Here is a 23,961-nt window from a genome sequence, read left to right on the forward strand (position 1 = left end):
CGCAGCCCGCCATCGCGTCGGCCAGGCGACCGAGCCGCTTCGCTCTTCCTTGCGTCGGTCGCGTCCGACGTCGCCTGAAGCCCGTTACCACGCCGGCCGCATTCCTGCTGCCTAAAGCTCGCTACGCTGACCGCAAACGTGACAGCCAGGCGACCGTAATCTGTCTCTTTCTACACAGGTTCCCTAATCGGGCGTTCGGTCGTCTGTCGCTGGTGTATGATTCCATAGCATATTTGCACGGACGGAGTCATACAAACGTGAAGTTCAGTATACAGAAGCTCATGATGGGCCTTGTGATCGTCATCGTGTTGGCGTTCGTGCTTCTGCGCGGCGATCAGCTTGTCGAGCTCGTCGAAACCATGAAAAAGGGCGCCGTCATCCCGCTTATTGCGGCCATCATCACTCAGCTCTGCAAGTATTTCGCACAGAGTTTCGCCTACTCCTATTCGTTTTCGGCCGTCGAGGAGAAGATGGAGCCGCGCGAGACGCTGCCGCTTGTGTTCGGCACGTTTTTCATGAATACGATTGCCCCATCGCTTAACATGGCTGGTGCGACGCTTGTCGTCGACGACGCGCATCGGCGCGGCATTCCTGCGGGAAGGGCCACTTCGGCGGCGCTGCTCATGCAGATGTCGATCGAGTCGGGCTTTGCGACCATTATGATCATCGGGTTCGTCATCCTCGAATTCACCGGTCAGCTGGATCCTCTCTGGTTTTTGCTCGGCCTTGTCGTTGTGCTGCTCATTGCCATTATGGGATCGATCATGGTGCTCGGTCACAAGAAGCCGGCTTTGCTCATACGCCTGCTCAAGCCGGTCGAGCGTTTAGTCAACCGCGTTCGCGTGCGCTTTAAGAAAGAGCCGCTCAAGCCGTGGATCGAAGGTGCGGTCACCTCGTTCGGTGATGCGGCCGTGCTCATCGTGGAGAACCCGAAGTCAACGGCGAAGGTGTTCGGGTGCTCCATCCTCGCGAGCACCTGCGAGCTTGCGTGCTTCTGTCTGGTGGGCATCGCGTTCGATGTGTACATTCCCCAAGCGCTCATCTGCGGATACGTTGTTGCCACGCTGTTCGCTATGATCTCCATCACGCCCCAAGGTGTCGGTGTTGTCGAGGCAGCGGTACTTGTGCTGTTCACCTCCTACGGTGTGAGCGGTGCATCGGGCATGGCTATCGCGCTCGTGTATCGCGGGCTTGTGTTTTGGATGCCGTTTCTCATCGGCGCGATCCTCATTCAGCGCACGAAGACGTTTCGGGGCGATAAGAAAGGAAGCAAGAAGGGCGGCAAAGGGGGCAGAAAGCCTGCGGTCAAGGGCTCGACACTCGATGCGAAGCGCCTTGACGAGAGTGCCGCACCTGGGATACCCGCGGTGCCGCTGGTCAAGCCCGCCGCCGACCGCGACCGTCCCGATGATCCAGGCCCTAACGACAAGGCTGGCGTTTACGTCGGCGATCCCGCTTCGGCCGCTTCTGCCGCGTCCCGCGATCCCGCTTCGCACAGCGACCCGCGCCGCGATCCTTCCTCGCACAACGAATCGCATCGCTGACTCTCCCTTGCCTCGTGAGCCGTGTTGCCTTACTTGTTTCGGATCAAGTTTGTTCTGCCGTTAGAAGCCAGGATCGACATACGCCGTCCGGAGCACCGATACGCAAGATCGCCATCGGGTGCTCTGCGGGGCGTGCCGATCCCGGCCTGACGGCGGAAATCCAGCCAGATGCACGGTTTGGGGCGATGTGTTGCGAAATCGGGCCCCTTGGACTGCTCCGGAGGTTCGTCGCCGGCACCTTCCGCCGACGTGCGATTGGCTACGGTGCTGTGACCAGGGGATTTCTTCGGGCTGGCGGAACAGTCCCTTGCCCGCGCCTCTCTAGGCGCAACACAACGCGAGAAACTGTGCGAAACGGGCTCGGCCGCTGCTAAACCTGGGATTCGCTTACCCGTGCCTCTCGTGAGTTGTCCCTGGCTCCACAGGCCGCATCCCCGCGCCCCGCTCCTGCCCGCACTCCCGCTCTCGCCCGCACTCCCGCTTTCGCCCGGGCTCCCGTTCCTCCCGACACCAGCACCCGAATCCAACCCTTCCCACTTTCCTCCACTGCGCGCCGATCGCGCGGATAGGTGTCCGCCGATGCGCGTTCGGCTTGTGCAAGCCATGCCGCTCACCCGCGATTTCGACCTGCACGGTCCATGGTTTGCGCACATCTCTTTCTGGATTCAAGCGCGCGTTTCGGATTCGTTACCCACACCGTCCCACCACGTCACCATCTACATCTGGTACCCAGTAGCAATTCTGCATGCTACATGTGGCATGCCGTTGGCCGAAGCGGCAAAAATGCAGAGTAATCAGGTGCAAGAGGGGGGCGGTTTTAGGGAGATATTCCCGTATTTTGTTGCGAAGTGGGTCAAAGTGGGATAGAATACCAGCCATCGGAAAAACTATGTGAAAGGAAGGAGGCGCACCCTTGACGAATCTTGTCGGCGAGTTCCGGTACAAACTGGACGCCAAAGGTCGTCTGTCGCTGCCCTCTGATTTTCGCAAGGAGCTTCCGAAGAACTTGATGATCACGCTCGCTCCGAAGAACGACAGTCTGTACGTGTTCGATACAGATGGCTTCAGCGCGTGGGTGGCGTCCCTTTTCGATAAAGACGGGGGATTCCAGCCGAGCAACTCCAGGCATGTGAACATGCGCAAGGTGCTCAACTCTCGTGCGAAGAAGGTTGAACTCGATGGCTCCAACCGCATCGGCCTTTCCGCCGACCTGCGCGAGGCTGCTGGCTTGGACAAGGACGTCGTTTTGGTGGGCGATACTGATCACTTCGAGATTTGGGACGCAAAGCGTTGGGACGATTTCCGAAGCGACGTGGATCTTTCCGCGTTGTTCTTCGAAGACTAGACCCAAGACGTGAGCGCAATGACAAACGAATATCGGCATACACCGGTTCTGCTCGCCGAGTGCCTCGAATACCTCAACCTCAAAACACAGCACACATTCGTGGACGCAACACTCGGCGGTGCAGGGCATTCCCTCGAAGCAGCCCGTCTGCTCGGGCCGGATGGAACCCTGATCGGCATCGATCAGGATGCGGTGGCGCGAGCCGCCGCCGAGGAGCGCTTGCAGGCGCTTCCCGAAACCGTCCGACCGCACCTCGAGCTTCTGGCGGGCAACTTCGGCGATATGGATGAACTCCTTCTGGAAGCGGAGGTCCCCGGGGTCGATGCGTTTCTTTTCGACCTTGGCGTCTCCTCCGTGCAGATCGACACGCCATCACGCGGCTTCTCCTTTAAGGAAGACGGCCCCCTTGATATGCGGATGGATCCGAGTACACGAACCATAAACGCAGCAGAGATCGTCAACACTTACAACGCAGCAGATCTCGCTCGGGTCATCCGTAGCTACTCCGACGAAAAGTGGGCCACACGCATCGCGGAGTTCATCGTAGATGCGCGCAAAGAAGCCAGGATCGAAACGAGCGCCCAGCTCGTCGAGATCATCAAGGCGGCAATCCCAGCTTCGGCCAGGCGCGCAGGCGGTCATCCGGCTAAACGCACGTTCCAAGCGCTGCGCATCGAGGTCAACTCGGAGCTCTCCGTCTTGCGAAAGGGTCTCGAGGCAGCGGTACGCTGGCTCAACCCGGGCGGGCGGCTCGTCGTGATCAGCTACCATTCGCTTGAAGACCGCATCGTCAAGGACGTGTTCGCACGCTACGCGAAACGGTGTACCTGTCCACCCGACCTGCCAGTCTGCGTGTGCAAGAAACTGCCGATACTCGAACTCGTCACGCGCAAACCCGTTTTGCCGACCGCCGAAGAAATCGAGCGCAACCCGCGCGCACGCAGCGCCAAGCTGAGGGTCGCCGAAAAGCTCTGATCCCGCAGGGAAGAGCATCGGAAGAGCCCTCAAACTCGGGCTTGAGGGAAGCATTCGATGAAGGAATGTCGGAGTGCAACGAGCCGACATGCTAAAACGACGTGTTGGGCGCGCATGCGCAGCGGCACCGAACCTATGCCGCTGCCGCAGACCGTGCATCGGCACCGAAAACAGAACAAGGTAAGCGACCACCCGAAAATTGCAGCTTAAACGGAAAGGGGTGAGTGGTCATGGGCGCAGCACCGGCATATCGTTATCCCGAACGGGCACCCGAGCGGGCCCCGCGCGTACGCGTCGTCCCGGGCGGCAGGCCCCAAACCCGTCCCGATTCCCTGCCTGCTTCCGCGATCTTCCTCGCGAAGGCTTTCGCCGCGGTACTTGTGGTGTTCGCGTTATTGGGATTCGTGCGCATCGGCCTCGCCTCGGCTACGGTTACGACTGCGCTTTCCGCAGACGAGCTGTCGACGAGCATCGATTCGGCGCGCTCCGAAGGTAACGAGCTCGAAGTACGTCAAAGCTACCTTTCGAACCCCTCGAGCGTTAAGCAGGAGGCGGCATCAAGGCTCGGCATGTCCGAGCCGGCCGAAGCGCTCACCATCACCCTCGGCGAGGACGTCGTTGCGACCGATGCGAACGGCAACCTCTCGCTCGCTTCGAGCATACAGGCCGCATCAGCCCAGGCAAACACGCAAGGTTAGCCCATGGGCGACAGGCGGGGGCACACGTCATTCGGCTCGCGCCGATCGGGTTCGAGTCGCAATACGCCGCGCGGATCAGGCGGTTTTCCAAGCGAAGCGCTCAGTGACGGTTCGAGTCGCGCCGTCTGGGTCGTTCTCATCTTCGCTCTCATAGCGCTCGTGTTCTTCGGGCGGCTCATCTATCTCCAAGTCATCAAGGCGGACGAGTACTCGGCCAAAGCGCAGGAGGCTCGTACCGCCAACATCGAAACGTCTCCGCGCCGCGGCACGATCTACGACCGTAACGGTTACGTGCTCGCTACGAGCGTTGAGGCTACGACCATTTACGCGAACCCCTACGAGGTGACCGATCCCGCCGGCGAAGCCAAGCAGCTTGCGGAGGTGCTCGGCGGCGAGGCGGCCGATTACAAGGCCCTTCTCACCAAAGACGACATCTCGTTCGTCTACATAAAGCGCAAAGCCGAAGTCGATGTGGCCGATCAGGTTCGAGAACTCAAACTCGACGGCATCTACTTTTTGGCGGACACGAAGCGCGAATATCCTTACGGCCAGATAGGCGGCCAGGTTATCGGCGCCGTCAACATAGATGGCGAGGGACTTACGGGCCTTGAGCTGCAGTACGACGACATACTTTCCGGTACGGGCGGCAAGCTCGTGGTCGAGCGCGGGCGCGACGGCACGCCCATACCTGGTGGCGTCAAAGAGGAGACCGCTGCGGTTGACGGACAGGACATCATCATCTCGCTCGACATCAGCCTGCAGGAGAAGGTCGAGGAGAGCCTGACCCAAGGTGTTAAGGATGTGAACGGCGAAGGCGGAAACGCGATCGTCATGGATGCCGGAACGGGCGAAATATACGCGGCCGCCTCGCTGCCGCTCTATGATCCGAACGATCTTACTACCATTGTCGACGGATCGGAAACGCAGGCGAAGTCCATCACGCAGATATTCGAACCCGGCTCCATTTTCAAGACGGTGTCTACCATGGCGATCCTCGAGAACAACGTGATGACGCCTGAAGACGAGCTGTTTTGCCCGGCGGTCATCGAGGCCGACGAGTATAAGGTGTCCGACGCCCACGAGCGCGGCGACGAGACGATGACCCTGCGCCAGATCCTCGACAACTCATCGAACGTCGGCATATCGCTTTCTATCGAGAAGCTCGGATTCACGCCGTTCTACGAAAAGATCGTCGAATACAATTTGAACGAACTCACCGGCGTCGACTATCCGGGCGAGGGGCTGGGATATTTGCAGCCGCGCGACCAATGGGCGAAGATCACCGGCTACAACATCAGCTTCGGTCAGGGCATATCGGTGACGCCGCTTCAGATGGTGCGCTTCTACGGCGCGCTCATCAACGACGGCCTCGAAGTGGTGCCCCATTTCCTCGTGGAGAAACCGCTTTCCGATGAGAAGCCCGTGTACGCTACCGAAGACGTCATCGACAACAAGGAAGCCATTCCCACCATCACGAGCATGCTCGAGACGGTCGTGAGCGACGGTACCGGAACCGGCGCGCAGATCGAGGGCTACCGCGTCGCGGGCAAAACTTCAACGGCCGAAATCGCTGAAGAAGGCGTGTACAAGAAGGATGTCTACAACCTGTGCTTTACGGGATTTCTGCCCGACTCGAGTTCTCAATTGGTTTGTTTTGTGGGCGCAAACGAGGTTCCCGGAGGCGGAAACGTCAGCACGGTTTTTAAGGATATAATGGCGTTTGCGATTGACCGCTACAAGATAATGCCGAACTAGAGGTAAACGTCATGGGTAAGACTTGCAAAGAGCTGTTCGCAGGAATCGACTGCACCATCATCGGAAACGAAAACGAGATGGTGGGGGGTATCGCGTACCGAAGCGATCGGGTCGAGTCGAGCGACGCGTTTTTCTGCATCGTCGGTCTCGTAACCGACGGGCACTCGTTTGCCCAGGACGCCATCGACCGCGGTGCGAAGGTGCTTGTGGTGGAGCGCAAGGTGTACCTTGCCGATGCAACCGATGTCACCGAAGTGGTAGTGGCCGATACGCGCAAGGCGATGGCGCTCGCCTCCGCGAACTTTTACGACCATCCGTCGAACGCCTTAGACCTTGTGGGTATCACCGGCACAAACGGCAAGACCACGACGACCTATCTCGTCGAGCACATAGCGCACGTTGCAGGCAAGCGCACGGGCGTCATCGGCACGGTGGGCGTGCACATTGGAAAGAAGCTCGAGAAGAGCGAGCATACCACGCCCGAATCGCCCGATCTGCAGCGCCTGTTCGCCCGCATGCGCGACGAGCGCGTCGATGTCGTGTCGATGGAGGTGAGCTCGCACGCGCTCGACCTCGAACGCACGTGGGGCACGAAGTTCGCCGTTACGGCGTTCTCGAACCTCACGCAGGACCACCTCGATTACCATAAGACCTTCGAGGCGTACTTCGAAGCGAAGGCGCGCCTTTTCTCGCGCGAGTATCCCGCCAAACGCGTCATCTGCATCGACGATGCGTACGGCAAGGAGCTTTTGCGCCGCTGCTCGGTCGCCGAAGACAGCGTCATCACGACGGGCTTCGATCCGTCCGCTCAGATAAAGCCCGTCGAGGTCACGTACGAAACCACCCGGACCTCGGTCGTGCTCGACGTGCGCGGAACGAAGTACGCATTCGACTATCCGCTCGTCGGCAAGTTCAACGTTGAAAACATCATGTGTGCCTTCGGGATAGGCATGCAGCTCGGATACCCGGCGGCAACCATCGTGGAGGCGCTTTCCGAGGCGCCGCAGATTCCCGGGCGTCTGCAGCGCGTGAACGGTGCGGGCGAAGACCTCGGTGTCTCGGTGTACGTCGATTACGCCCATACGCCCGATGCACTCGAAAAAGCCATCGCCTCGATCAAGGCGCTCACGAAGGGCCGCACCATCGTCGTGTTCGGATGCGGCGGCGACCGCGATTCGAGCAAGCGCCCCATCATGGGCCGCGCGGCGCTCACGGCCGATTTTGCGGTGGTCACCTCTGACAATCCCCGCCATGAGGATCCAGGGGCCATCATCGCCGACATCCTGCCTGGCATGACCGCGGGAGCCGAGCGCTTCGAGGTTGATCCCGATCGCCGCAGCGCCATCGCGCGTGCGGTGCACCTCGCGCACTCCGGCGATTCGATCCTGATCGCCGGCAAAGGACATGAGGATTACCAGCTGGTCGGTGACGAGGTGCTCTCGTTCGACGACCGCATCGTTGCAGCCGAAGAGCTCGATCGCGCTCAGGCGCAGGCGTAAGGCGACGGTTGCCCATGCGGTTGAATTCGAAGCAGATTGCAGAATACACCGGCGGCTCGTTTATCGTCGAGCCGATCGATAGGAGCTTGCTCGCGTGCGGCATAACGTGGGATTCGCGCGAGATCGAGCGGGGCGATCTGTACGTCGCACTGCCCGGAGAGCGGACCGACGGCCATGCCTACGTAGGCGCGGCGCTTCGATCCGGGGCTGCCGTCGCGCTCGTGCAGGAGCGTCCCGACGAGGCGACTTGCCTGCTCGCACGCGAGATGGGCGCGGCTATCATCGAGGTCAGCAGCACGCATGCGGCCGTGACCGATCTGGCGCGTGCGTGGCGCGGCTTCTTGCGCGGCCACATCGTCGCGCTCACGGGTTCGACGGGCAAAACCACTACCAAAAACCTCGTACGCGACGTTTTGGCGGCTTCGTTTACGGTCGTTGCGACTGCGGGCAACCAAAACAACGAGCTCGGCGTACCCAAAACGCTTCTTTCCGCCGATCCCGAAACCGAGGTCATCGTCGTAGAGATGGGCATGCGGGGCCGAGGTCAGATCGCAGCGCTCTGCGATTTCGTGAAGCCTGGCATGGGGCTCATCACCAACGTGGGCGAAAGCCACATCGAGCTTCTCGGCAGCCGCGAGAATATCGCTCGTGCGAAAGCCGAGCTCGTAGAGGCGCTCCCGAACGGCACCGGTGCGGCGTTTCTGAACGCGAGCGACGAGTTCACGCCGTATATCTGCGAGGTTGCGAAAACGAAGGAGCGCGCGCTTCAGGTATGGCTCTACGACGGCTCTGCCGACGGTGCGGATGCAGCGGCCGATGCCTATGCGACCGACGTTGCGCTCGACGACGAGGGCCGTCCGCGCTTCACCCTGCACGTAGCGGGAGAAGAGGCGCCGTGCGCGCTTTCCTTGCGGGGTCTTCACAACGTGCAGAACGCCTGTGCTGCTGCGGCGGTGGCAGCCAAGTTCGGCATGGGGGCTTCGGCCATCGCGCGTGCGCTCGAACAGGCCCAGCCCGAGGCGGGCCGTCAGCACGTCATCCGGGCGCGCGGCGGATTCACCGTCATCGACGACGCGTACAACGCCAACCCCGACTCCATGCGCGCATCGCTTGCGATGTTCTCGTCGCTTGCCGTTTCGGGAAGGCGGGTCGCGGTGCTCGGCGATATGGGCGAGCTTGGCGAGTACGCCGTGGCATGCCACGAGGGCATCGGTCGTGCGGCTGCGGCAGCGCACCTCGACTACCTTCTGTGCGTAGGCGAGCTTGCTGGCCACATCGCCCGCGCGGCTCGCGAAGCCGGCATGGATGCAGATACCGTATTGGAAACCGATTCCGTTCCCGGAGCGCTCGGGGAATTGGACAACCTGCTCGAGGCGGGGGACGCGGTGCTGGTCAAGGCATCGCACTTCATGGGGCTCGAGCGCGTTGTCGGGGGGCTTGTGAACTGACATGTTTTCTATATTCGCGCAATATCCGACGTTTCTCGTGTTCTTGGCGATCGTGCTCGCCATCGTGGTGACCATCGTTCTCATGCCCGTGTGGATCCGCTTTCTGAAGTCGAGCCACATCGGCCAGCAGGTGAGGGCCGACGGACCCGAAAGCCATCTTGTCAAGCAGGGAACGCCTACCATGGGCGGCGTCATCATGCTCGTGGCCGTCATCGCAGCGGCCGTGCTCGTGGGCAAGCCGACGCCCGAAACCTACGTGCTCTTGGGCGCGACCGTGCTCACGGGCGTGCTCGGGCTCATCGACGATGCGTCGAAAGTGGTCAAGGAGCGCTCGCTCGGCCTCACGCCGAAAGCGAAGCTTATCGGCCAGTTCGCCATCGCTTCTGCCTTCTGCCTCGTCGCGGTGAATCTGCTCGGCATCGAGCCGACGGTCGAGATCCCGTTCATCTACACGTTCGACTTCGGCATACTCACCACGGTCATCCCCGTGGGCGACGGCATTGCGATTCCCTGGCTCTACCTCATCTTCGTGAACATCCTCCTCGTGGGCATGTGCAACGCGGTGAACCTCACCGACGGACTCGACGGGCTCGCTTCGGGCACCGTCATGATCGTCATGATCGTCATGGCCGCCATCGCCTACCGCTCCGATCTGCTCGAACCTGCCATCTTCGCGGCGGCGCTCGCCGGGGCGTGCATCGGCTTTCTCTGGTTCAACTCCCATCCAGCCGACATCTTCATGGGCGATACCGGCTCGCTTGCGCTCGGCATGGCGCTCGGCTGCTTGGCCGTCGTGACAAAGACCGAGTTCATTTCACTCATCATCGGCGGGCTGTTTGTGGCCGAAGCCGTTTCGGTTATGATCCAGGTGTTCTACTACAAAAAGACGAAGAAGCGGTTCTTCCTCATGGCACCGCTCCATCATCATTTCGAGAAGAAGGGGTGGAGCGAGACCAAGGTGGTCGTGCGGTTCTGGATCATCTCGGGCGTGCTCGCCGCAACCGGCTTCTCGATCTACTTCGCCCAGTCGCTTGTGGGGGTGCTCTAGTGGGTGCAAGCGCGTCAAGGGATTCCACCAAGAAGTACGCCCCGAAGCAGCTCGGGCGCGTGCTTGTTTTAGGGCTCGGAAAAAGCGGCAAGGCGGCAACGTCGTATCTGTGCGCGCTCATCGGCGACCGCGTTGAAAGCGTGACCGTGGCCGCGGGCGACGAGACCGCCGATGCCCGTGCGTTTGCGGCGCAGGCCGAGATAAGCGGCGCGCGCGTGCTCTTCGACCACCGCACGATCGAAGAGCGCTACGATCTCTGCATCGTCTCGCCCGGCATCTCGCAGTTCTCCGATTTCTACCGATCGGCAGCAGCTGCGAGCACCGAGATCGCAAGCGAGGTCGAGTTCGCCTGGCGCGAGAGCGCGGCCGCTTCGCGCTGGGTCGCCGTAACCGGAACCAACGGGAAGACCACCACGACGGCGCTGATCGCCCATATCCTGAAAAGCGCGGGAATCGATGCGGCGGCCGTGGGCAACATAGGCGATACCTGCCTTGAGGCGGTGGGCGGAAAGGGCGCGGATATCTACGTTGCCGAAACGTCCTCTTACCAACTTGCTTCGACAACGCGTTTCGCGCCCGACGTAGCGGTTGTGCTCAACATCACGCCCGACCACGTAAGCTGGCACCGTACGTTCGAGAATTACCGCGATGCGAAGTTCAAGGTGCTTGAGAACCTCGCCTCGTGCGAAGGTGCGCTCGCCGTGCTCGACGCGACTGACGAGATTGTGCGCGCGAAGGTGCGCGAGTTCAAGGCCCGTGCAGGAAAGGCGGATGCGATCGCTTATGTTCCCCTCGGCGCGAAGGCGGGCCTTCGCGCGAACATGCGCGAGGTGTGCGGCAGCGAGAATGCCGCGTATCTCGACGCCGATGTGCTGGTGGTCGAGCTGCAAGGCCGAGCCCACCGGCTCGTTCGGGCAGACGAGCTGCTCGTCAAAGGCGGCCACAACGTGTCGAACGCCCTCGCAGCGGCAAGCGCCGCGCTCGCACTCGGCGTATCCGACGAGGACGTGTGCGAAGGCCTGCGCACGTTTGCGCCCCTCGAGCACCGCATCGAGCCGTGCGGAACCGTCGGTGGTGTTGCGGTGTACAACGATTCGAAGGCGACGAACGTCGATGCGACGCTCCATGCGCTCGATGCGTTCGGTGCCGTGCGGCCCATCGTGCTTCTCGGCGGCGATGACAAAGGCACCGAGCTTTCCGAGCTGGTGGCGGCGGCCGAGCGGCACTGCAAAGCGGTCGTGTGCTTCGGCGCGGCGGGGCCGCGGTTCGCTGAGGCGTTTTCTCAGGCGAGCATCCAGGTTCTGAGGGCCCCCGCACTCGAAGGCGCGCTCGATGCGGCGCTCGCGGAGGCGGTGCCCGGCGATGTGATCGTGCTCTCTCCGGCGTGCGCTTCGTTCGACGAGTTCACGTCGTTCGAGCATCGGGGCCGGGTCTTCAAAGATCTCGTGCGAAAGCGGGCCATGCAGAAAGGCGCTGATTAGAACCATGGCGCGCAGGGCTCGAAACACACCGCAAACTTACTCAAACCAGCCCGCCCCCCAATCGCGATCGGCCGGTTCGGTGCCCTCCCATATCCAGGGGCCGCGCATCCTTCTGCTCTTGTCCGTGTTCGCGCTGCTGCTCATCGGGCTCGTGATGGTGTATTCCGCCGGGTCGATCGAGGCTATCAGCGAAGGCGATTCACCTGCCTCCTTTCTGGTAAGGCAGCTCGGCTTTGCGGTATTCGGCTGCGTGGGCGCCGTTTTCATCTGGAAGTTCATTCCGTACCACGTGTGGATGGGCAAGCTTCTGTGGGCCGCATGGATTCTTGCGGTGCTGCTTTTGCTGCTTACCGCGGTGATGGGCACCGTCGGGCTCGGCGCGCAGCGATGGCTCATCATCGGGCCCGTGCGCATTCAGCCCTCCGAATTCGCCAAGATCGTGTTCGTGCTCATGATGGCGCGCATTCTGTTCGATTTCCGCAACGGCGAACTCGATGTGAGAAACCTGTTCGTGCAGGTGGCCCTTCTTATCGTCGTGCCGCTTTTCATTATCTACCGCACCCAATCCGATCTTGGCACGACTATCATCTGCTTCGTCGGCATTCTCACCGTGCTCTGGGTTGGGGAGGTGCCGTTGCGCACGATCCTTTTGCTCGTGATCGGCGGCCTCGCGTTTGCGGCGCTCGCCTCGATGGTGGGCTATCGGCAGGATCGTTTCGTGTTCTTGAACCCGTGGGACGACGGCGAAGGGGGCTTCGGCAACGGCTACCAGCTCATCCACTCGTTCTATGCGTTTTCGGAGGGCGGCCTGTTCGGAGTCGGACTCGGCAACTCGCGCGAGAAGTTCCTGTATCTGCCCGAAGCGGAAACCGACTTCATCTTCTCGATCATCGGCGAGGAGCTGGGACTTATCGGTGCGGCTGCGGTCATCGCGCTCTTTCTGCTGTTCCTGTATGCGGGCATTCGCATCGCGCAGGCGGCTCCCGACAATTTCGGTACTATGATCGCAGGCTCCATCACGATTATGGTCGTGTTCCAAGCGTTTCTCAACATCGGGTGCGTGCTCGGACTCTTGCCCACCACGGGAAAGCCCCTTCCGTTCATATCGTCGGGCGGCTCGTCGCTTGTCGCGTGCTTGTTCATGGTGGGCTTGATCCTGTCGGTCTCGCAGCATTCCGACGTGCCGAGCGTGTACGAGCGCAGGCGAGACGATCTGCGCGTGGTGCGTTCGACGTCCCCGAGCGCACCTTCGCCGTCGAGAGGCTCATCCCGAGGCCAGGGAGCGGTACCTCGGCGCGGATCGGGGCAAACGGGATCGCGCAGCAGGTCGGGTTCGTCGAACAGCAGGTCGAGGAGGTAGGCCATGGTCATCGTATTATCGGGCGGGGGAACCGCCGGGCATATCAATCCAGCGCTCGCCGTGGCGGAGGTGCTTCAGGAGCGCGGCCACACCGTGCTCTTCGCGGGAACGCCTCAGGGTGTCGAAGCTCGCCTTGTGCGCGAAGCGAACATTCCGTTCACTGCGTTCGAGGCGGCCGGGTTCGATCGCAGCCGACCGGCGAGCATCCTTTCCGCCGTACGCAAAATCCTCAAAAGCACGCGCGACGCCAAGCGTTGGTTTTTTGATGTGAAGCCCGATGTGGTTGTGGGTTTCGGGGGCTACGTTTCCATTCCCGTGGGACGCGCTGCCGAGATCATGGGCATTCCCGTGGTCGTGCACGAGCAGAATTCGGTTATGGGCATGGCGAACAAGTACCTCGCCAAGCACGCGAAAACAGTTGCGCTCACCTACGAGGTGGCGGGTAGCGCCGTCGAAGATGCGTCGAAGATCGTCGTGACCGGAAACCCCGTGCGCTCATCGGTGCTTGCTGCCTCGCGCGCTGCCGGCCGGGAGATGCTCGGCGTGCCCGACGATGCGCTCATGCTGCTCGTGTTCGGCGGAAGCTTGGGCGCGCGTCACCTCAACAGCGCGGTGGTCGCGCTCAAGGAAAAGTTGCTCGACGTCGAGAACCTGTACGTGGTGCACGTAACGGGCCCTAAAGAGCTCGAAGCGGTCGAGGATGCGCTTGCGCTTTCGGAAGAGGAGAAGAAGCGCTGGCTTGTGTTCGGGTATCAGGATCGCATGGGCGAGACGCTTGCTGCGAGCGATGCGGTGGTGTCGCGCGCGGGCGCGACGTCGCTCGCCGAGATATCGGCGCTCCATCTGCCATCTCTGCTCGTTCCGTTCCCGTTCGCCACCGAAGACCATCAGACCAAAAACGCCCAGGCCTACGTTGCGGGCGGTGCAGCGTATCTGGTTTCCGACGACGAGGTCGAGGGCGACGGGTTTGCGACGCTTCTGTTCTCCATGATCGAAGACGAGGCGGTGCGCGAACGCATGCGCGAGGCGTCGAAGCAATTCAAGACGAAGGATGCGGCATCGAGATTGGCAGATGTTGTGATAGCGGCGGTTTAGAAGCCCTGCGAGCGATACAATGCCAACGGCAGACGCGGCCTTGCAGGTGCGCTTCTGCGCGAGTGCACAGACGAAAGGAACCCGTAAGCGACTATGACAGAGAAGCGCATCGAGACAGTCCACTTCATCGGCATCGGCGGAGTCGGCATGAGCGGCATCGCGCGCGTTGCCCACGATCAGGGCATGGTCGTGAGCGGCTCGGATCTGAAGGAGAGCCGCTATACCAAACAGCTCAAGGATGCGGGGGTAGCCGTGCACATCGGGCACAGCGCCGAGAACCTTCCTGCGAGCGATCCCGACGTCGTGGTCGTATCGACCGCCATACTCGATAACAACCCCGAGCTCAAAGCGGCCAAAGAGCGCAAGCTTCCCATCTGGCATCGCGCGAAGATGCTCGCGGCGCTCGGCGTCGGCAAGAAAACGCTTGCCGTTGCGGGCACGCACGGCAAGACCACCACCTCGTCGATGCTCGCGAGCACGCTCGATGCAATGGGTGCCGATCCGAGCTTCCTCATCGGCGGCATCGTGCGCGCATACGGCACGAACGCCCACTCGGGGCAGGGCGCGTACTACGTGGTCGAGGCCGACGAGAGCGACAAATCGTTCACCTACCTCGATCCGCACGCCGTGCTCGTCACCAACATCGAAGCCGACCATCTCGACCATTACAGCGGCATCGAGGAGATATACGGCCTGTTCGGCCAGTTCATCGGATCGATACCCGAGGAAAGCGCATGCGTGGCGTGCGGCGAGGACGCCGAACTTGTACGGGTTGCCCGCGAGACGGGCCGCACCGTGTACACCTACGGGTTTTCCGAGGGGTGTGACATACGCATCGCCGAGTACGAGCCGTGCGGCATCGGGAGCGATTTCACGGTTGTGTTTCCCGATAACACGTCCGTGCGCGCCCATATCAAGCAAAACCCCGGCAAGCACAACGTGCTCAACGGGGCGGGCGTGCTCGGCCTTGCCTGGGTGCTCGGCCTGCCCGTCGACGAGGCTGCGCGCGCGCTCGCGGAATTCTCGGGCGTGAGACGCAGGTTCGATCTGGTCGGCAGCGCTGCGGGTGTGACGGTCGTCGACGACTACGCGCACCATCCCACCGAAATCGCCGCGACGATCCAAGCGGCCAAGGCGCTCGACTTCAAGCGCGTTCACGTGCTGTTCCAGCCGCACCGTTATTCACGCGTGCCACTGTTCACCGAAGTGCTCAAAGACGAATTCGGTTCCGCGTTCGACGATGCCGATACCGTCACGTTCATGGACGTGTACCCCGCAGGCGAGACACCCGTTCCCGGCGTGTCGGGCAAGACGTTTCTCGATGTCGTGCTCGACCATGCAGGCCATCCCGACGCCGCGTACGTGCCCCGTCGCATCGAGGTTGTTCCCTACCTTGCATCGAAGGTGGCTCCGGGGGATCTGGTGCTCACCATGGGGGCGGGCGATGTGACCGCCATCGGCCCTCAGCTTGCATCGGCTCTCGAGGCTACGGTGCGCGTATCGGGATGCGACCGATGAGGCGGATGCGATGACGGCCCGCCACACCTCCGCCCTCGAGGCGCTGCTCGTCGACGATTCCTTCGACGGCGACATCTACCCCAACGAGCCGATGGCGCGCCATACGACGTACCGCATCGGCGGCCCGGCGCGTTTTTTCGTGTGCGCTTCGTCGCTGAGCGCGCTCTCTCAGCTCGTGCGCACCTGCGAGGAAAGCAACGTGGCGTGGATCGCCGTAGGCAAGGGAAGCAACCTGCTCGTATCGGACGACGGGTTCGACGGCGTGGTGATTTCGCTCGGTCGCGACTTCAAGACGTGCCGCTTCGACGAGGAGCGTTCCTCGTTTTCGGTCGGCGCAGGCGTTCCGCTTTCCTCGGTCGTGCAGGATGCATTCAAGCGAGGCCTTGCGGGACTCGAGTTCGCGGTGGGCACGCCGGGCACCGTCGGCGGTGCGGTTCGCATGAACGCTGGTTCGGCCGACGAGTGGATCGGCGGGCGCATCGCGTCGGTGACGACGATGGCCCCGAAGCAGGGACTCAAGCGTTATGCGGGTGCCGATATCGCGTGGGGCTACCGCTCGTGTTCGCTGCCTGCCGACGAGATCGTGCTCGAATGCGAACTTCTCGTGCAGAGCGCGCTGCCTTCGTTCATCCGTGGGAAAATGGAAGCGGCGCTCACCAAGCGCAAGAAGTCCCAGCCGCTCAACGTCGCCTCGTGCGGCAGCGTTTTCAAAAACCCGGAAGGGAACTCGGCTGGCGCGCTGATCGACGGCGTCGGGCTCAAGGGCACGCGCATCGGCGGCGCGCAGATATCGGACATGCATGCAAACTTCATCGTGAACGTCGACAATGCGACGGCGCGCGATGTGAGGGAGCTCATCGAGCTCGCACGTACCAAGGTGAAAGAGGCGTATGGCATCGAATTACAACCGGAAGTCCGCTTCCTCGGGTTCGCGTAGGAAGCCCGCAGCCCGAAGCGGCAGCGCCCGGTCGTATCCGAACGGCCGAAATCAGTCGCGCCCGCAGCGAAGCCAACCGGCACCGAACCGTTCGGCGGGCAGGTCGCGTCAAGGAAAAGGCTATGGCGCGCCCGCAAGCGGCCGTCAGGTCACGTCGGTGCGCATCGGCGATATCGGCCAGGCCGAGCGCGCCCAGCGGGCGCAGAGGACGTACCGCCGCTACATCATCCGCGTGGTCGCCGTAATCGCGCTTATCGGCGCGCTTTTCGTCGGTGGCGTCACGGTGTACAACTCGAACCTTTTCACGATCACGAACGTGCAGGTGACGGGCGTTGAGCACCTGACGGCCACCGAGATGACCGAACTTGCCTCGGTGCCCGCCGGTACCACACTTCTGCGCGTCGATGCCGGGGGCATCCAGCAGCGGCTTCTGCGCGACGCATGGGTGAAGGAGGCGTCGGTCAACCGCGTGTTCCCCGATACGCTCGAGCTCGCGATAACAGAGCGCACCATCGCAGCGGTGGTGAGCGTACCGGTTGACAGCGCTCAGAACACCGAGGATTGGGCGATCGCATCGGATGGCACGTGGCTCATGGCCATTCCCGAGGCGGGCTCCGAGGCATCGAAGACCATCAGCCAGAACGTGTACGAAGATGCGGCCGAGGTGCTCCACATCTCCGACGTGCCGCTTGGGGTGTCGCCCGAGGTGGGGGCGCATTGCACCGATGCGAACGTCGTGAACGCCCTCGACATCGTGAACGGACTCACGACCGATCTGGCCGATCAGGTGAAATCGGTGAAGGCGACCGAGACCGCATCGACGGTGCTCACGCTCGAAAACGGCATCGAGATCGCGTTCGGCGAAGCGGGTACGACCGAGGAGATCCGCACGAAAGAGCGCGTCATCTTGAAGCTCATGGAAGAGAACCCGGGAACGATCTCTTACATCAACGTGCGCGTGGTCGACCGTCCCACGTGGCGCTCGCTGTAGGCGCGGCGTTGCGCAGCTGTAACCTGCGCGTTCATGTTGTCGTGTGACTGATTACCGTTTTTTGACGTATCTGTTGTTTCACCGTGCTGTAATTTGCAATTGCACTGTCATCGTGTACAATAGCGCCACGTTGTAAAACGTACGTATACGCAGGAAAACGCAGCATTTGAAAACGCAGCATATGTGGGGAGTACAGGATGCCAAACATAACAGGTCCCGAGCATTTGGCGGTCATCAAGGTCGTAGGCGTTGGTGGCGGCGGCACGAATGCAGTCAATCGCATGGTCGAGGCTGGCATTAAGGGCGTTGAGCTCATCGCCGTTAACACCGACCGCCAGGCTTTGCTCATGTCCGACGCCGATAAGACGATCCATATCGGCGAAGAGCTCACCCGCGGTCTCGGTGCCGGCGCGAACCCCGAAGTGGGATGCCAGGCAGCCGAGGAAAGCCGGGCAGAGATCCGCGAAGCGCTCGCCGAAGCCGACATGGTGTTCGTCACCGCAGGCGAAGGCGGCGGAACGGGCACGGGAGCCGCTCCCATCGTAGCTGAAATCGCGCGCGAGGAAATCGGCGCGCTCACCGTGGGCATCGTAACGAAGCCCTTTTCTTTCGAAGGCCGTCTGCGCCGCAACCAGGCCGAGCAGGGTATCGATCTTCTGTCCCAGAAAGTCGATACGCTCATCGTCATCCCGAACGACCGTCTGCTCGAGATCGTCGAGAAGAAGACCACCATGCTCGACGCGTTCCGTATCGCCGACGATACGCTGCGCCAAGGCATTCAGGGCGTCACCGACCTCATCACCATTCCGGGCCTCATCAACCTCGACTTCGCGGACATCCGCACGGTCATGAAGGATGCGGGCACCGCGCTCATGGGCATCGGCCGCTCCTCGGGCGAGAGCCGTGCGCTCGACGCCGCCCAGCAGGCCACGAATTCCAAGCTGCTCGAATCTTCGATCTCGGGCGCTTCCCGCGTGCTGTTCTCCATTGCCGGCGGCCCCGATCTTACGCTCACCGAAGTCGACGAGGCGGCTCGTACCGTCGAGTCGTGTGCCGATGAGAGCGCGAACATCATCTACGGCCAGATCATCGACGAGACGCTCGGCGACGAGGTGCGTATCACCGTCATCGCCACCGGGTTCAAACAAGGTGCATCCCAGTCGTCGATGGACTTCTCGCGCAAGGATCTGTTTGCTTCTACCGCGCAGTCTTCGCCCGAACCGGCGCCGCAGCCAGCGCCGTCCGTCAACTTCTCGAACAGCCCGAACGGCCGCTTCGCAGACGAGGATTACATTCCCGACTTCCTGAAGCGCCAGCGTTAACCGAATATCCGGGTTACCCCACTATGAAAGCGACCCTTGAGCTGCCGTTGCCGCATCTGTCCAAGGGTCGTTTTGCGTCGGTTTCGGCGCTGACCGACGATGATCTGTACGCGTGTCTTGGCGTGCGCATTGCCTTCACCGACCGCATGGGCGGCGTGAGCGCGGGGCCTTTCGAATCGCTTAACCTGGGCGCTCACGTGAACGACGATGTCACATGCGTCGAGCGCAATCGTGCGATCGTAGCCGAAGCGTTCCGGGTCGCGCCCGAGCGCATGATCGTTCCCTTGCAGGTGCACGGCACGCATATCGTCGTCGCAGACGGCGAGAAGGCGGCTGATGTCGAGCGTGCACGTACCGCGGCGAACGCGGGTGCCGACGCCCTTGTCGTCGAAGCGACAAACGTGGCGGCGCTTCTGTGCTTCGCCGATTGCGTCCCGGTCATCATCGTGTCTCCAAGCGGGCGCTTCGCCGTTGCCCACGCGGGCTGGAGGGGTGCGGTGCATGGCATTGCGGCAAAGACGGCGAGTCTTTTAGCCCGGCTCGACGAGCGCGACGGGTTCGGTTCGACCGCGGCTTTGATGAACGCCTACCTAGGTCCGCATATTTGCGCCGAATGCTTTGAGACGGGCGACGAGGTGCGCGCACGCTTTCTCGAGAAGTTCGGCGAAGCATGTACTCCCGACGAGCGCCACGTTGATCTCGCGTGCGCCCTGCGTACCGATCTTAAGCGCGTCGGTGTCGTGCGGGTGGCCGATGCGGGGCAGTGCACGGTATGCGGAAACGAACGGTATTTCTCGCATCGCGCCCAAAACGGTGTCGCCGGACGCCACGGCGCGTTTGCGTATCGACAGAGGTGAGGATATGAGCATCGAAACGCGCTACAGGCGCCTGGAAGAAGAGATAGCGAAAGCCTGCATGCAGGCGGGCAGGGATCCGCACGAGGTAGCGCTCGTTGCGGTGTCGAAGACCGTCGGCGCCGACGAGGTGTCCGAGGCCTTCGCTGCCGGTGCGCGGAACTTCGGCGAGAACAGGCCCGACGGTCTACTTGAGAAAGCGCCCTTGCACGCAGGCGCGACATGGCACTTCATCGGAAACATCCAGTCGCGCAGAATCGGCGATATCGTGGCGCACGCCGATCTCGTGCATTCGCTGTTCGAAGAGCGCCACGCCGACAAGATCGACGCGGCGGCGCGTGCGGCAGGCAAGGTGCAAGACGTGCTTATCGAGGTGAACGTTTCGGGCGAGGCGAGCAAGAGCGGGCGCGCGCCTGACGAGGCGGCCTTGCTTGTCGAGCATTGCCTGGGGCTTGCCAACGTGCGCGTGCGCGGGCTCATGACGATGGCCCCTCAGGGCGATCTCGCCGGTGCAAGGGCGTGCTTCGAGCTTTTACACACGTTGCGCGACGAGCTCAAGGCGGAGCACTCGTCGTGCGAGGACGACCGGTTCATGCATGATCTTTCTATGGGAATGAGCGAAGACTGGCGCGAGGGCATAGCCGCGGGCGCTACCATAGTCCGAATTGGACGCGCAGTTTTCGATGATGCCTTCGAATGAGCGGCATGTCGCAATAGCAGCTAAGCGTCGGGCATACGCAGCGCCCGGCCGAAACGAAGCAGGTGATTACGATGGAACTGCCACGGATAGGGAAGTCGGATAAAGGTATGTTCGACGGGATAAAAAGCAAACTCGGGTTCGGCGATGCGAATGCCGCAGCCGATGACGGGTACTATGACGAATACGCCGACGAGTACGGCGAAGGCTACGAAGAGGAATACGGGGAGTATGGCGAAAGCTACGACGACGAGTACGCGTACAGCGATCGCGGCTCGCGCTCGTCGCGCTCCGGGGGGTACAGCTCCTCGTCGCCCAATCTCGTCTCGATCGACGACGTGCGGGCGAACACGCAGATTCCCGACAGCTTGAAGCGCGATCCGCTTCCACCTCGGCATGCGAGCTCGGCATCGACGTCGTATGCCGCGGGTTCGTCTTCGTATTCCCCTGGCTCGGGATACCGTTCCAGCTTCGGGTCGCGCCAGGTCGAGCGTGCGGCAGACTATCTGCGCAGCACCGAGACGAGCGATCTGCCCAACGGTGCGCAGCATGCTGCCGAAGCGAGGTCGGAGGGCCTCAATTCGCTGTTCACCTCGACCTCGGCTTCGACTTCGACCGCATCGGGTTCGGCCGGGTCGTCCTCGTCGTACGATCCGTACGAGGCGTACGCCGGAACCGGTACGGCAACGCATAACCCCACCCGGTCGCTCACGGTGCTCAAGCCCGCAAGCTACGGCGAGGTGGAGCGCGTTGCCAAGATCGTGAAAGCGGGCGACGTCGTCGTGCTCTCGCTGCGCAATACGCCCGATCATCTGGCTAAGCGCATCCTCGATTTCTCGTTCGGCGTTTCGAGCGCCCTCGATGCGAGCGTCGAATGCATCGCCGACAAGGTGTTCGTGATCCTGCGCGGCAGCGCGCTTACCGCCGACGAGCTTTCGGGCTTGCGCAACCAAGGCGTGCTTTAGATGATATCGGTTTCCGAATCGACCCGCATCGCGCTTATCGGCGGCGGAAAGATGGGCGAGGCCATCATGGGTGGCTGGATCGCCTCTGCACAAGCGCCCGCCGACGCGCTTTCGGCGGTGAACTTCACGGTTGCGAATCCTGGCATGCCACGGCGCGAGTACCTCGAGCGAGCCTACGGGGTGAGCACGGTTGCGCAGGCGTGTGAGATACGGGCTGCGGATATCGTCGTTTTAGCCGTCAAGCCGCAGGTGATGATGGGCATGCTCGAAACGATCGCCGCTGTGCCCGCCTATCGCGGATGTTTGTTCGTCTCCATAGCCGCAGGCATGACGACCGAGAGGCTTCAAGCCGCGCTGCCCATGGATGCGCGCCTTGTGCGCACGATGCCGAACACGCCTTTGCTCGTGGGCGCAGGGGCGACGAGCGTATGCGGATCGCCGAGCGCGACCGACGGCGATGTGGATTTGGTTCGGGAGCTGTTCGCCTGCCTCGGGGCCGCGTTTGTCGTCGACGAGGGCGCCATGGACGCCACAGGCGCCCTGTCGGGATCGGGCCCCGCATACGTAGCCGCCATGATCGAAGCGCTTGTTTCGGCAGGGGTTAACGAGGGCCTTTCCGCCGAGCTTTCCGAAGCGCTCGCTATCCAGACCGTATGGGGCACGGCCGAGCTTCTGCGCGCAACGGGCCAAACGCCCGAACAGGTGCGCGTTTCGGTGTGCAGCCCTGGCGGCTCGACGCTTGCGGCGCTCGCAGCAATGGACGAAGCGGGCCTTTCCCGCGCATACGAGGCGGGCGTTCGCGCCGCCGTACAACGATCTAAGGAGTTAGGTGCATGCTGAGCTTCAAGTACCTGCTTTCGTCGCTTGTCGACGTGTACACCATGATCATCTTCGTGTACGTGCTCATGTCGTGGATACCGAACAAGCGGGGCATCATCGCCGACATCGATAACGTGCTCGCGAAAATCTGCGATCCGTACCTGAACCTTTTCAGGAAATTTATCCCTCCCCTTGGAGGTATGGTGGACATAAGCCCCATAATAGCCCTGCTTGTATTACAATTTGGATTACGTTTGATCTTGATGTTCTTATAGTGCAGTACCATGTGTTCGCAAGGACAAAGTGAAGGGAAATCGCAATGGGTATGACTTCGGCTGATATACAGAATCAGAGCTTCTCTATCGACCGCAAAGGCTACGATGTCGATGAAGTCGACGTTTTCCTTGAGCATGTCGCAAACGAACTCGATGATATGAATGCGCTCATCGACCATTTGCAAGGCGAGCTTGACGATAACAAGTTCGGCGGCTTCGACCGTCCGGCCCGCGCTGCTTCGGGTGCGTCGAGCGAAGAGCTTGCCGAGAAGGATGCGCGCATCGCCGAACTCGAGCGCCAGCTCGAAGAGCGCAAGGCCGACGGCAACGCGATCGCCCAGGCGCTTATCATCGCGCAGCGCTCCGGCGACGAGATCATCGCAACCGCCAACGCCGAGGCCGCCCAGACGCGCGCCGACGCCGAAGAGGAAGCCGAGCGCATCCTCGATAAGGCCAACGGCGAGAAGCAGAGGATCATGGACGCCATCAAGGAACTCGAGGAAGATCGCGAGGATGTGCGCGGCGAGTATCAGGACCTCTTGAAGGACTTCATCGAGTCCGCGAGCAAGAAGCTCGTCGAGATCGGCGGTCCCGCACCGGCTCCCGTTGCCAGCGCCCATGCCAAATCGGCGGCGCGCCCCGCGTCGAAGGCGCAGGCTCCCATCCGCAAAGACACGACCGCGGCGGCAGCGGCGTACACCACGCCCTCCGCAAGCTCATCTTCGGTTGTCGTGCCCACTACGCCGCGCCCGTCGAAGGTCGAGAAGGACCTTTCGGGATTCGGCGATGCCGACGACGGCTTCGAGTTCGAAGAAATCGACTAGCTACGGAGCCGCAGGCCTAGAGGCTTGCGGCTCCGTTGACGCTCTGTTGCTCCGCGGGTCTGACGATCCGCGGAGCTTTTTTGCGTTGTGCCGGGTCCGCAGATCTGAAAACATGCGGACCTTTTGCGTCGCCTTGCGGCGCCAACCGCGATCCGTCAATCCAAGGTCCGCACACCCTGCGGTCCGCCAACCCGCGATCCGCTCGCCTACGGTCCGCCAACCCCTGATCCGCTTTCCTGCAAAATTGCCTTCGATGATGGCACCGGCTGGGTGCGGCGAACTCAGCTGAGATAACGTTTCCGAAGCGCATCGTGTTGCTTCCATACGTAAACCGGCGTTGCCTGGTACGTTCGGGTGGTTGCCGCTCGATCGGCCCTGCGCATGCAAGGGCTCGATGCCGTGCTCTGAGTTCCGGGCAGGCGTATGCCTGGGTAGGCTTGACGGCGAGCCGCGCTCGCGTGTGCCAAAAAACGTCCAAATGGATTATCTTTGACGAGAATAATCGGCGGCA

Annotated in this window: 21 protein-coding genes; all 21 read left to right on the forward strand. The window is 61.9% G+C overall.

The genetic code is table 11. The features are described from left to right. The first annotated feature begins 257 nt into the window (after window positions 1-257). Window positions 258-1,544, forward strand: a complete 1,287-nt coding sequence (locus FJE54_RS09990; RefSeq protein WP_255467347.1) for a lysylphosphatidylglycerol synthase transmembrane domain-containing protein — start codon at window positions 258-260, stop codon at window positions 1,542-1,544. A 913-nt stretch (window positions 1,545-2,457) separates the two neighbouring features. Continuing rightward, window positions 2,458-2,889, forward strand: a complete 432-nt coding sequence (locus tag FJE54_RS09995; protein WP_139652640.1) for a division/cell wall cluster transcriptional repressor MraZ — start codon at window positions 2,458-2,460, stop codon at window positions 2,887-2,889. Between the two features lie 18 nt (window positions 2,890-2,907). After that, window positions 2,908-3,864, forward strand: a complete 957-nt coding sequence (gene rsmH / locus FJE54_RS10000; RefSeq protein WP_139652641.1) for a 16S rRNA (cytosine(1402)-N(4))-methyltransferase RsmH — start codon at window positions 2,908-2,910, stop codon at window positions 3,862-3,864. 230 nt (window positions 3,865-4,094) lie between these two features. Beyond that, window positions 4,095-4,562 carry a cell division protein FtsL gene (locus FJE54_RS10005; protein ID WP_139652642.1) on the forward strand — a complete coding sequence of 156 codons (468 nt, stop codon included), beginning with the start codon at window positions 4,095-4,097 and terminating at the stop codon, window positions 4,560-4,562. A 3-nt stretch (window positions 4,563-4,565) separates the two neighbouring features. Beyond that, complete coding sequence (locus FJE54_RS10010; protein WP_139652643.1) at window positions 4,566-6,317, forward strand: peptidoglycan D,D-transpeptidase FtsI family protein; 1,752 nt, start codon at window positions 4,566-4,568, stop codon at window positions 6,315-6,317. Between the two features lie 11 nt (window positions 6,318-6,328). Continuing rightward, window positions 6,329-7,816 carry a UDP-N-acetylmuramoyl-L-alanyl-D-glutamate--2,6-diaminopimelate ligase gene (locus tag FJE54_RS10015; RefSeq protein ID WP_139652644.1) on the forward strand — a complete coding sequence of 496 codons (1,488 nt, stop codon included), beginning with the start codon at window positions 6,329-6,331 and terminating at the stop codon, window positions 7,814-7,816. 14 nt (window positions 7,817-7,830) lie between these two features. Continuing rightward, window positions 7,831-9,264: a UDP-N-acetylmuramoyl-tripeptide--D-alanyl-D-alanine ligase gene (locus FJE54_RS10020; protein ID WP_139652645.1), complete on the forward strand. Its 1,434-nt coding sequence runs from the start codon at window positions 7,831-7,833 to the stop codon at window positions 9,262-9,264. A gap of 1 nt (window position 9,265) precedes the next feature. Further along, the gene (gene mraY / locus FJE54_RS10025; RefSeq protein ID WP_139652646.1) at window positions 9,266-10,312 is read left to right on the forward strand and encodes a phospho-N-acetylmuramoyl-pentapeptide-transferase; all 1,047 of its coding nucleotides are present in this window, start codon (window positions 9,266-9,268) and stop codon (window positions 10,310-10,312) included. Then, entirely contained in the window at window positions 10,312-11,793 is a 1,482-nt protein-coding gene (murD, locus tag FJE54_RS10030) for a UDP-N-acetylmuramoyl-L-alanine--D-glutamate ligase (RefSeq protein WP_139652647.1), read from the forward strand. The genes mraY and murD overlap by 1 nt, the downstream gene beginning before the upstream one ends. Before the next feature lie 4 nt (window positions 11,794-11,797). Beyond that, window positions 11,798-13,153 (forward strand): FtsW/RodA/SpoVE family cell cycle protein, encoded by a 1,356-nt coding sequence (locus FJE54_RS10035; RefSeq protein ID WP_139652648.1) that lies wholly within the window; start codon window positions 11,798-11,800, stop codon window positions 13,151-13,153. A gap of 3 nt (window positions 13,154-13,156) precedes the next feature. Continuing rightward, window positions 13,157-14,248 (forward strand): undecaprenyldiphospho-muramoylpentapeptide beta-N-acetylglucosaminyltransferase, encoded by a 1,092-nt coding sequence (murG, locus tag FJE54_RS10040; protein ID WP_139652649.1) that lies wholly within the window; start codon window positions 13,157-13,159, stop codon window positions 14,246-14,248. 93 nt (window positions 14,249-14,341) lie between these two features. Further along, complete coding sequence (murC, locus tag FJE54_RS10045) at window positions 14,342-15,766, forward strand: UDP-N-acetylmuramate--L-alanine ligase (RefSeq protein WP_139652650.1); 1,425 nt, start codon at window positions 14,342-14,344, stop codon at window positions 15,764-15,766. A 10-nt stretch (window positions 15,767-15,776) separates the two neighbouring features. Next, on the forward strand, window positions 15,777-16,703 hold the full coding sequence (gene murB, locus FJE54_RS10050) for a UDP-N-acetylmuramate dehydrogenase (protein ID WP_139652651.1): 927 nt from the start codon (window positions 15,777-15,779) through the stop codon (window positions 16,701-16,703). Further along, on the forward strand, window positions 16,657-17,694 hold the full coding sequence (locus tag FJE54_RS10055; RefSeq protein ID WP_139652652.1) for a cell division protein FtsQ/DivIB: 1,038 nt from the start codon (window positions 16,657-16,659) through the stop codon (window positions 17,692-17,694). Before murB ends, FJE54_RS10055 begins: the two co-directional genes overlap by 47 nt. 197 nt (window positions 17,695-17,891) lie before the next feature. Further along, window positions 17,892-19,016: a cell division protein FtsZ gene (ftsZ, locus tag FJE54_RS10060; RefSeq protein ID WP_139652653.1), complete on the forward strand. Its 1,125-nt coding sequence runs from the start codon at window positions 17,892-17,894 to the stop codon at window positions 19,014-19,016. Window positions 19,017-19,039: 23 nt separating this feature from the next. Further along, entirely contained in the window at window positions 19,040-19,873 is an 834-nt protein-coding gene (locus FJE54_RS10065; protein WP_139652654.1) for a purine nucleoside phosphorylase YfiH/LACC1 family protein, read from the forward strand. Window positions 19,874-19,877: 4 nt separating this feature from the next. Next, on the forward strand, window positions 19,878-20,570 hold the full coding sequence (locus FJE54_RS10070) for a YggS family pyridoxal phosphate-dependent enzyme (protein ID WP_139652655.1): 693 nt from the start codon (window positions 19,878-19,880) through the stop codon (window positions 20,568-20,570). A 107-nt stretch (window positions 20,571-20,677) separates the two neighbouring features. Next, window positions 20,678-21,532 (forward strand): cell division protein SepF, encoded by an 855-nt coding sequence (locus tag FJE54_RS10075; protein ID WP_255467349.1) that lies wholly within the window; start codon window positions 20,678-20,680, stop codon window positions 21,530-21,532. Continuing rightward, window positions 21,533-22,372, forward strand: coding sequence for a pyrroline-5-carboxylate reductase (gene proC, locus FJE54_RS10080; protein WP_139652657.1), 840 nt, complete (start codon window positions 21,533-21,535; stop codon window positions 22,370-22,372). It abuts the gene before it with no gap. Further along, entirely contained in the window at window positions 22,366-22,626 is a 261-nt protein-coding gene (locus FJE54_RS10085) for a YggT family protein (protein ID WP_139652658.1), read from the forward strand. Before proC ends, FJE54_RS10085 begins: the two co-directional genes overlap by 7 nt. A gap of 44 nt (window positions 22,627-22,670) precedes the next feature. Beyond that, the gene (locus tag FJE54_RS10090; protein ID WP_139652659.1) at window positions 22,671-23,450 is read left to right on the forward strand and encodes a DivIVA domain-containing protein; all 780 of its coding nucleotides are present in this window, start codon (window positions 22,671-22,673) and stop codon (window positions 23,448-23,450) included. The last annotated feature ends 511 nt before the right edge of the window (window positions 23,451-23,961 follow it).

This window comes from Raoultibacter phocaeensis (genome assembly GCF_901411515.1).
Lineage (GTDB): Bacteria > Actinomycetota > Coriobacteriia > Coriobacteriales > Eggerthellaceae > Raoultibacter > Raoultibacter phocaeensis.